The organism is Clostridium polynesiense (genome assembly GCF_000820705.1).
Classification (GTDB): Bacteria; Bacillota; Clostridia; order Clostridiales; family Clostridiaceae; genus Clostridium_AA; species Clostridium_AA polynesiense.
On sequence record NZ_CCXI01000023.1, the window covers coordinates 1 to 9,166 of the forward strand.

The 9,166-nt window shown below is 36.8% G+C and carries 9 protein-coding genes; 7 read left to right on the forward strand and 2 right to left on the reverse strand.

Annotated elements, in window-relative coordinates; all coding sequences use genetic code 11:
* Window positions 1–7 precede the first annotated feature (7 nt).
* On the forward strand, window positions 8–907 hold the full coding sequence (locus TA89_RS03115; RefSeq protein WP_040210751.1) for an RluA family pseudouridine synthase: 900 nt from the start codon (window positions 8–10) through the stop codon (window positions 905–907).
* 71 nt (window positions 908–978) lie between these two features.
* Here the strand turns inward: TA89_RS03115 and TA89_RS03120 are convergent, their stop codons facing one another.
* Window positions 979–2,214 (reverse strand): serine hydrolase, encoded by a 1,236-nt coding sequence (locus TA89_RS03120; RefSeq protein ID WP_040210754.1) that lies wholly within the window; start codon window positions 2,212–2,214, stop codon window positions 979–981.
* 120 nt (window positions 2,215–2,334) lie between these two features.
* Between TA89_RS03120 and TA89_RS03125 the strand changes: the two genes are divergently transcribed.
* The 6 genes from TA89_RS03125 to TA89_RS03150 all read left to right on the forward strand — a co-directional run bounded on the left by TA89_RS03125 (window position 2,335) and on the right by TA89_RS03150 (window position 8,233).
* The gene (locus tag TA89_RS03125; RefSeq protein WP_040210755.1) at window positions 2,335–2,946 is read left to right on the forward strand and encodes a helix-hairpin-helix domain-containing protein; all 612 of its coding nucleotides are present in this window, start codon (window positions 2,335–2,337) and stop codon (window positions 2,944–2,946) included.
* 135 nt (window positions 2,947–3,081) lie between these two features.
* The gene (gene selD / locus TA89_RS03130) at window positions 3,082–4,110 is read left to right on the forward strand and encodes a selenide, water dikinase SelD (protein WP_423219493.1); all 1,029 of its coding nucleotides are present in this window, start codon (window positions 3,082–3,084) and stop codon (window positions 4,108–4,110) included.
* Window positions 4,111–4,155: 45 nt separating this feature from the next.
* Window positions 4,156–5,541, forward strand: a complete 1,386-nt coding sequence (selA, locus tag TA89_RS03135) for an L-seryl-tRNA(Sec) selenium transferase (RefSeq protein ID WP_040210760.1) — start codon at window positions 4,156–4,158, stop codon at window positions 5,539–5,541.
* A gap of 6 nt (window positions 5,542–5,547) precedes the next feature.
* The gene (gene selB, locus TA89_RS03140) at window positions 5,548–7,455 is read left to right on the forward strand and encodes a selenocysteine-specific translation elongation factor (RefSeq protein ID WP_040210761.1); all 1,908 of its coding nucleotides are present in this window, start codon (window positions 5,548–5,550) and stop codon (window positions 7,453–7,455) included.
* 72 nt (window positions 7,456–7,527) lie between these two features.
* Window positions 7,528–7,734 (forward strand): DUF350 domain-containing protein, encoded by a 207-nt coding sequence (locus TA89_RS03145; RefSeq protein WP_040210763.1) that lies wholly within the window; start codon window positions 7,528–7,530, stop codon window positions 7,732–7,734.
* 253 nt (window positions 7,735–7,987) lie between these two features.
* Entirely contained in the window at window positions 7,988–8,233 is a 246-nt protein-coding gene (locus TA89_RS03150; protein ID WP_040210765.1) for a hypothetical protein, read from the forward strand.
* Window positions 8,234–8,326: 93 nt separating this feature from the next.
* On the opposite strand, the gene TA89_RS03155 is transcribed toward TA89_RS03150, so the two are convergent.
* Complete coding sequence (locus TA89_RS03155; RefSeq protein ID WP_040210768.1) at window positions 8,327–9,076, reverse strand: TSUP family transporter; 750 nt, start codon at window positions 9,074–9,076, stop codon at window positions 8,327–8,329.
* Window positions 9,077–9,166 lie beyond the last annotated feature (90 nt).

Below are 9,166 nucleotides of genomic sequence, written 5' to 3' on the forward strand. Positions count from 1 at the left end.
CTATTGTATGAGCGTCATTAAAGAAGTTGTTAAAGCAGGAGAAGAAGGCAGTACCATCAGGAATTATCTTAAGGGGAAGCTTGGCTTAAGCACCAGACTGATCAGGGGAGCTTCCAAGGATGGAAGAATCAAGGTTAACGGCAGCGCTGTAAGGATGAATTATATAATAAAGCCTTCTGACGTAGTGGTAGTAGAGCTTTCTAAAGCGGAAAGCCAGGACATAGAACCGGAAAAAATGCCTCTTTCAATAGTTTACGAAAATGAAGACATATTAGTAGTCAACAAGCCTCCTTATATGGTATGCCATCCCACCAGAAGCCACCAAAGCGGAACCCTTGCAAACGGAGTGCTTTATTACTTTAAAGAAACCAACCAAAGCTGTATTGTAAGGTTGGTTAACAGGCTGGATATGAATACCTCCGGACTAGTGATAATTGCAAAAAATCAGTATGCTCATATGTTCTTGTCTAGAGAAATGCAGGGAGACAGTTTTAGAAAGAAATATAAAGCCATAGTTCACGGGAAAATGGAACAGAAATCAGGAACCCTTGATTTACCAATATACAGACCAACAGAGGACAGTATAAAAAGGATTGTGGATCACAGAGGTCAAAGAAGCGTTACTCATTATAAGGTGCTGGAAGCTGCTGAAAAACTCAGCCTGGTAGAGCTTGAACTTGAAACTGGAAGGACTCATCAAATTAGAGTGCACTTAAGTTATATAGGTCATCCTATTGCAGGTGATACCTTATATGGAATTGAGGGGGAGGATTTGATAGAAAGGCAGGCTCTTCACGCCTATGAGGTGGAGTTTCCTGATCCTAAAACCTCACAGCCTATAATCCTCACAGTTGATATTCCTGAAGATATGAAGGAACTTTTGAGAAAATCAAATATAAAAATATAGGAAGGGTTTTCCTTAAAAGCAGAGCATCCTTATAGAGTTTCATAAGGATGCTCTGCTTTTAGTTTATATAATTAATGCCTCTTAACTACAAATTTTCTGATAAATAAATAAACTATAAAGGTTAATATAACCGCTATAATTAATACTGTCCAAAGAGGGAAAGAGCTTGTTAAAAATATCTCAGCTGTTTTTAAAGGAGGTACCTCATAAGAGGAACCGCTAATTAAAGCAAGCTTTCCCACTAATCTATCCTGAACGTATATACTGGAATCTATCAATCTTTCTCCTTTTTCGAAGTTCTTATTGCCTAAATCCTTAACTTCGAATATACAGAGTTTACTGGAAAGGGCACTGGCTATTTCTCCTTTATTTAAAACAGTATGAAAATCGCTATCTGCAAGGAGTGGGATGGAGCTTTTGTTAACCTTGAGGTCTGTTACCTCCTGTCCTTTCGAGTAAAGCTTAACCAGCTGAAAATTGTTAAATCCATATTCTAATAAGGCTTTAGTTTCAGGAAAGAAATGTTCTTTCCCTTCTCCGTTTATCATTGTGCTTATTAAAACTTGGCCTCCCTTTTCCGCTGCTGCTGTATAGGAATGCCTTGCTTTTACAGTATATCCTGTCTTTCCTGCTATGGCATTTTCGTAATAATATCTTGAGTTTTTAATCATAAGCTGATTTTTGTTATTTGACCATTTGGGATTAGGATCTAAATTACTGGGCGGAAGCTCATAGAAGGGGAGTTTTTCCATTTCCAAAAAGTCCTTTGATTTTATAGCTTCACGCATAATTAAAGCTAAATCCTTTGCACTGGTATAGTGATTTTCATCATAAAGACCGCTGGGATTAACAAAATTAGTATCTGTGCACCCCAACTCTAAGGCTTTAGCATTCATAAGCTTTGCAAACTCTTCAATGCTTCCGGATACATGTTCTGCTAATGCTTCAGCACAATCGTTTCCAGATTCAAGGAGCATACCTGCAAGCAAATCCTTTACAGTAAACACCTCTCCAGTGAGGATACCTATGGCAGAACCATCGGTGTTTGGCGGGTTTTTTCCTATAGTAACCTTATCCTGAAGTTTTGTTTTTTCCAATACAACCACCGCAGTCATTATCTTTGTGGTGGAAGCTGGGGATAAACGCTTGTCAGCATTTTTTTCATAAATCAATTTACCTGTAACAGCATCCATAAGTACCGCTCCCTCAGCGGTTATATCTGGAGGCAGGGCAGAAGCTTCAGCACTTCTAGTTAAAGATAAAAGTAAAAATAAAGTACAAAAAAAAGTGTAAAAAATTCTTTTCATAATTATCCTCCTACATTAACACAGTAAAAGTATAGCAAAAAATGCTGTTTATTTCTATAGATTATGAATTATTTGTCAATAATTATAGTAGTGCAATGAAGCTCTGAAAGGATGATAAAGATGAAAAACAAAGAAAAGCTTATAGGCTCAATAATTCTATGTGTAATATTATTTTGTATAACCATTTTTGGATATATGATTTCGAAAGATAATACTGATAAATCTCCCCAGGACATATTCATAGAAAGCCCATCGGATTCAAAGAAAGAAGCTGAGGCTTCAAAAGAAAAGGGAAATAAGAAGATAAAGGTAGAGATTAAAGGAGAGGTTAAAAGGCCTGATGTATATGCTATGGAGGAGGACTGCATCGTAAAGGATATCCTGGAGAAAGCAGGAGGAATAACCTCTGATGCAGATACCGGCAAAGTAAATCTTGCTCAAAGGCTTAGAGATGGAATGTGTGTGGTAATTCCGGGAAAAGCTTCTTTAAGCCAAGATAAATCCATATCTGCCTCAGTATCTTTAAATAATGCTTCAGATGTTATAAATATAAATACCGCTTCTAAGGAAGAACTTAAAAAACTACCTTCTGTAGGGGATGTAACAGCGGATAAAATAATAGATTACAGAGAGAAAAATGGGGGCTTTAAAATCATTGAGGATATTAAGAAGGTTGACAGGATTGGAGAAAGCACCTTTAACAAACTTAAGGATAGGATAGACGTCAGGTGACAGCTTTAAAATTGCACTGAAATGGTTTATAATGTACTAAGTACATTTAGCAAATTATAAGAAGTTACGATGAAATAAAGTAGAATATCAATTGGTTTAAAATGTACTAAGTACATTTAGAAAGAGGTGATACCTGTGGTAAAAAGATTGACAGAATTAACACGTACCTCCGGGTGAGCCGCTAAAATAGGGCCGGAGACCCTTTCAAAGATATTAAATACACTTCCTAAAATGGAGGATGAAAATCTTATAGTAGGCATTGAAACCAGCGATGATGCTGCTGTTTATAAATTAAATGATGAAATGGCAACTATACAGACTTTAGACTTTTTCACCCCGGTAGTAGATGATCCATACACTTTTGGTGCCATTGCTGCTGCAAACTCCTTAAGCGATGTTTATGCCATGGGGGGCAGACCAATAGTTGCTCTTAACATAGTTTGTTTTCCTAACTGCCTTCCTATTGAAGTTCTGGGAGAAATACTTAGAGGGGGAGCAGATAAGGTTAAAGAAGCAGGAGCTGTAGTTATAGGTGGTCACTCTGTCCAGGATGAGGAACCAAAGTATGGTCTTTCCGTAACGGGAATAGTTCATCCTGATAAGGTATTGAAAAATCATGGCTGTGCTGAGGGGGATGTGCTAATACTTACTAAACCCTTAGGAACAGGGATAATAAATACAGCAATTAAAGGAGAAATAGCATCAAAGGAAGCTTATGAAGAGGCTGTAGAGATAATGTCTACTTTAAATAAGTATGCGGGAGAAATAGCTGCTAAGCATAAGATTACCGCTTGTACTGATATTACAGGCTTCGGAGTTATGGGTCATGGATATGAAATGGCTGAAGGTTCAGATAAGACTCTTATTATATACAAGGACAAAATACCTTATATAAAAGCTGCAAGGGAATACGCAGAAATGGGTTTAATACCAGAAGGAAGTTATAAGAACAGAGACTATTTAAAGGGAAAATATGAGCTTAATAGTGTGGAACCCTGGATGGAGGATATTTTATTTGATCCTCAAACCTCGGGAGGACTATTGATTTCCTGCAGTTATTCAGAAGGTGAAGTTTTAATGAGTGAGCTGTCCAAATTAAAAATTAAAAGCAGGATAATAGGTGAAGTGGTAAAGAAAAAAGATAAGTATATTGTGGTTAAATAGTTTCTTAATGGGATATGGTAAAGCTTTGACCAAGGAGGAGTTAATATGGGAAAGGAGCTTTTAAGAAAGCTGCCTAAGGTAGATACTCTGCTTCATAACAGTGAAGTTCAGAAGGCTTTTGAAAATACTTCTAAGGCTTTGGTAACAGAAGCGGTGAGAGAAGCGGTGGATAGTTATAGAAAAGGCATTCTTCAAGGTGATATTGAAAACTTTAGCGAAGAGGATATAATAAGCAGCTTTAATCTTATATTAAAGGATAAAAACAGCTTTAAATTAAAGAAAGTGGTTAATGCTGCTGGAATAGTGATACACACTAATCTCGGACGTTCACTCCTCTGTGAGGAAGCAGCAAAGCAGGTAGAGAATATAATTAAAAGCTATAATAACTTAGAATATGATATTGAGCAGGGGAAAAGGGGTTCAAGATATTCCCACATTGAAGAAATAATAAAAAAAATCACCGGTGCAGAGGGAGCATTAGTGGTAAATAACAATGCTGCTGCTGTAATGCTTGTATTAAATACCCTCTGTGAAGATAAGGAAGCCATAGTTTCCAGAGGTCAGCTTGTGGAAATCGGAGGCTCCTTCAGGATTCCTGAAGTTATGAAATTCAGCAGAGCAAAGCTTGTAGAGGTTGGTACTACTAACAGAACTCACCTGTACGATTATGAAAACAGCATAACAGGAGAAACCGGAGTGCTTTTAAAAGTACATACTTCAAATTTTAAAATATTGGGCTTTACAGAGGAGGTTCCTGCAGAGGAGCTTGCAAGCCTTGGTGAAAAATATAACATACCGGTAGTTGAGGACATAGGAAGCGGGGTTCTAGTAAATTTAGAAAACTATGGCTTAAGCTATGAGCCTACAGTACAGGAAAGCATTAGAAAAGGAATAGATGTAGTAACCTTCAGCGGAGACAAGATGCTTGGAGGCCCTCAGGCAGGAATTATTATCGGGAAGAAAAAGTACATAGATGCTATTAAAAAGAATCAGCTTACAAGGGCTTTGAGGGTGGATAAAATGACACTGGCTGCTCTGGAGGCTACCTTAAAATGCTATCTTGATGAGAAAACTGCAATTAAGGAAATCCCAACTTTAAATATGATGCTCACTCCAAAGGAGGAGCTTAAAAAGAAGGCTGTTCAGCTTAAAAGAAAGCTTTCTTCAGCCCCATCACATTTTAAATTTGAGATCTCCGAAGCTTTTTCTATGGTAGGGGGAGGTTCCATGCCTGAAGAAAAGCTTACTACCTGGGTGGTTAAGATAAAGAGCAGTAAGCTGTCCTCAGTGGAAATGGAAAAGCTCTTTAGAAAAGCTGAAACACCAGTGATAGTTAGGATTAACAGCGAGGAAATATACCTTGATTTAAGGACAATTTTCAAAGAGGATTATGATATTATATTAGAGGCTCTTAAAGAAATGGGTGAATAATAGCTTATGAAACATATTATAATTGGAACTGCAGGGCATATAGATCATGGGAAAACTACATTGATTAAAGCTCTTACCGGAAGGGAAACGGATACTTTAAAAGAAGAAAAGTCCAGAGGGATATCCATAAACTTAGGGTTTACCTTTTTCGATCTTCCTTCAGGGAAGAGAGCAGGTATTATAGATGTGCCCGGTCATGAAAAGTTCGTTAAGAATATGCTGGCAGGAGTCAGCGGAATAGATATAGTCATGCTGGTTATCGCTGCAGATGAGGGAATTATGCCTCAAACCAAAGAGCATCTTGAAATACTTCAGCTTTTGAATATAAAAAATGGAGCTGTGGTGCTAACCAAAAAGGACATGGTAGATGATGAATGGCTGGAAATGATTAAGGAAGAGGTTAGAGAAAAAATTCAAGGTACCTTTCTTGAAAATAGTCCAATCCTCCCCGTTTCTTCTAGGACAGGAGAAGGTATGGATAAAGTGATGGAATATCTTGATAAAGCCTCGGAAGAAGTAGAAGCAAAAGACACTATAGGACACTTTAGAATGCCTGTGGACAGGGTTTTCTCCATAAGCGGCTTTGGTACTGTGGTTACCGGAACTATCTATGGAGGAAGGATAACCATAGGAGATATCATAGAAATTTATCCTCAGAGGATTAAAGGGAAAATCAGAAACGTCCAGGTACACGATAAGGATGTAAATTTTGCAGAAGCAGGACAAAGATGCGCTTTAAATATTTCAGGGATAAAAACAGAGGAAATATCCAGAGGAGATGTTATTGCAAAGGAAGGAATTTTAGAGCCTTCCCTTATGATAGACTGCAGTATGTATTATTTAAAAAGTGCAGATAAGCCACTCAATAACAGGCAGAGGGTTAGGTTATACCATGGTACAGATGAAATACTTTGCAGGGTAGTAATTCTTGACAGGGAAGAAATTAATCCTGGAGAATCAGCCTATGTACAGCTTAGACTTGAAAAGCCTATTTCAGCACAAAGAAATGACAGGTATGTAATAAGAAGCTACTCTCCAATGGTAACTATAGGAGGAGGAGCTATAATTGAGCCTGTGGCAAGGAAGGCAAAAAGGCTTAATAAGGAGTATATAGAGGAGCTTAAAATTAAAGAAAGCGGCTCTGTAAACAGCATAATAGAAAGCACTGTGGATAAATTATCAAAAGATTACCCCGGAAATAACGAAATATTAAAGGCACTGGGTAAAAATGAAGAAAAACTTCCTGAAATACTGGAAAACTTGGTTCAGGAAAAGAAAATAATCTGTCTCCAGTCAGGGGATAAAAATATTTATATTCATAACAAATTCTTTATGAAGAAGCTGGAAGAAACTGAGGCACTTTTAAAGGAGTTCCACAAAAATAATCCTTTAAAACCCGGCATATCAAAAGAGGAATTTAAAAATAAGATTTTCACTAAAAGCTTAAAGCAAAAAAATTATGATGAGCTCCTAAAGCTTTTAATAGAGGAAAATCTCATTAAGATCACGGGAAACAGCATAGCTTTAGACAGCTTCCAGGTGGTATACAGCAAAGAACAGCAAGAGATTAAAAATTATATTCTTAAAGAATACACTGAAGGGGCATATGCACCTCCTAAAGTAGAAGATTTATCCTCAAAGGTTAAAAATAAAAAAGAATTTAAGGCAGTGCTGGAATCCCTTATAGAGCAGGGAGAGCTCTATAAGGTCAGTGAAGACTGCATACTCAAAAGCGATTATTTTATCAAGGCTAAGGAAGACTTAATAGAATTTATTGAGAAAAACGGAGCTGTAACCGCCGGAGAGTTTAGAGATATGCTGAATACCAGCAGAAAGTATGCAGTAGCCATACTGGAACATCTAGACAGTTTAAAAATCACTAAAAGAGTAGAGGATACCAGAGTTTTAGCGTAAAAGAAATATGTTGTCATATATTAATATAAATTATGGTAATATATAATTAAGATGACTTAAAGGGGGATTATCATGGCTGTATTGGCTGAAGTGGGATTGTGCTTGCTTTTTGGTGTGCTTGGGATACTGATTATGGCACTGGGCTACACTATCTTTGATAAAATGATTCCACTGGATTTTAATAAGGAATTAGAACAAAAAAACATAGCTGTTGCTATAGTGATTGCAGGTATGCTCATAGGTATAGCAATTATCGTATCAAGAGTGGTAGCTGCATAGGGTTAAAACAAAAATCCTGCTTCCTAATTTTGTTTAGGAAGCAGGATTTTTTTGCTTTTCTAATTTTTTATTGGATGTAGCTGCGAGTACAGTGATATTTTAGGGATGAGCAATCATAGTTTAATGAAAGTGAAAGACACTAAAAAGTTAAAGTTGAAATATTATAATTATTCAGAATTTTATAGTCAATTTAGAAGGATTTAATAAGTATATGTAGTATATATAATATATCATCTTAATGGGAGGTTAAAAAATGCATAAATTATACTACTGTGCTGATTGTAAAAGGGTGTTTGGCAAAGAAGATAAGTGTGAATACTGCGAAAGCAGCAATGTTCGTGAAATGAAAAAGGACAGCCCTGTAAATATACTGGGAACCAAGCAAAAGGGCAGGGTTCTTAAAATTGAAGAGGACTCAGCAAGGCTTCTCCTCATAAATGAAGCAAAGGAAAGATATGTTAAGGATTATAAGGCAAGTGACTTGAAGAAAGTATTATAGTTTAAGATTATATGAAAAGGGTATAAAATGGTATAAAATGTAACTACCCCTGGGGTGCTGGAAGCACCCCAGGGGTAGTTACATTTTATGGTATTAAAGCATATTATAAAGCATTTTAACCGCAACGGCTAAGGACATAGAAACGAAGATAGGCTTTATAAGCCTTGTACCTTTATTAAGGGCGATTTTTGCTCCCATCCTTGCTCCTAGTACCATAAATACACCTACAAGTATTCCGTATTTATAGTGTATTTTTCCCTCTATAGCAAAGGTGATTAGGGATGCTATATTACTGGTAAAATTTAATACCTTGGCGTTTCCGTTGGCATTTACAAAATCGAATTTAAAGATATATATAAGTCCGAATATTAAAAAAGAACCTGTCCCAGGACCGAAGAAACCGTCATAAAAGCCTATGGTAAAGCCTAAAAGCAGCCCTAAGGTTAAGGTTTTTGGCGTTATTTTCGTAAAGCTGTTTAAAACCCCTACATTTTTTGAAAATAGGCTGTATAAGCCAACAAAGAGTATGAGCACCATAACCACAGGATAAAGAAAGCTTTGATCTATCAAAAGCACAGTTTTAACCCCCAGCACTGCTCCTATAAAGGTTACAGGTACCAGGTATTTTAAAAGATGCATATTTACCTTTTTAGATTTTATAAATTTGAGAGAGCTGGTAAAGGAACCTGTGGTAGCAGAAAACTTGTTTGTGCCTAAGGCTATATGGGGAGGGAAGCCTGCAAGTAAAAATGCCGGAATGCTTATTAGGCCGCCTCCGCCTGCTATGGCATCTACAAAGGCAGCTATAAATCCTGCAGCGCATAAAAAAATCATTAAAGTCATGAATGTTAACCCCCTAGAATTTAACTCATACAAATTATATCATAGAATAAAGCATAGATATATTAAAATTACTAATAAAGGTAAAAAATG